This window comes from Seonamhaeicola marinus, assembly GCF_008085455.1.
Window position 1 is genome coordinate 1 of the sequence record NZ_VSDQ01000640.1, and the last position, 587, is coordinate 587.

Below are 587 nucleotides of genomic sequence, written 5' to 3' on the forward strand. Positions count from 1 at the left end.
TTAATGCCAAATCTGGAGTTGCAGACCCATCAAACTTTTCGGCTTCATTATCTCTTATAGCAGAAATAGTTCCTAAGAAAAACATACGTTTTCTACCTGCAATACTCTTAATATACGGCCTAAATTCAACAGGTTTATTAACAGACCAATCAAACTCTTTTCTAGATTCAATAACTTTTAATGGCATTGCCGATACGCCTGCATATCCTTGTTTTTTAGCAGCATGATTATAGTAGTAAAACTTGTTTGTACCATCGGCAGGCACAAAAACACTAAAGGTTAAGCTTGTACGCTCGTCACCAACGGGCTCTAAACCAAACCAGTGATATAAACCGCTGTAAGCATTTGTGTTAGTGTCAGAAAAATCAAAATCTGTTACAAATGGTTGTTGATTTTGGTCATCGGGTAGTATAGGAATTTTAACAGCGGTTTCCATATTCCATGGTAACGGATCACTAAAACCACCTAAAAACTTTAACGATTCTGCCTGCAAGCGTGATACTTTTTCAGCTAAGGTATTTTGGCGTGTTAAATATGGATAATTACTCATGTTTTCTGGACTAACATAGGTGCCTTTACCTATGGCA

General features: G+C 37.0%; 1 pseudogene. It reads right to left on the reverse strand.

What is annotated here, in order from left to right:
* Nucleotides 1-587, reverse strand: a pseudogene (locus tag FUA24_RS10965) (hypothetical protein); the annotation flags it as partial.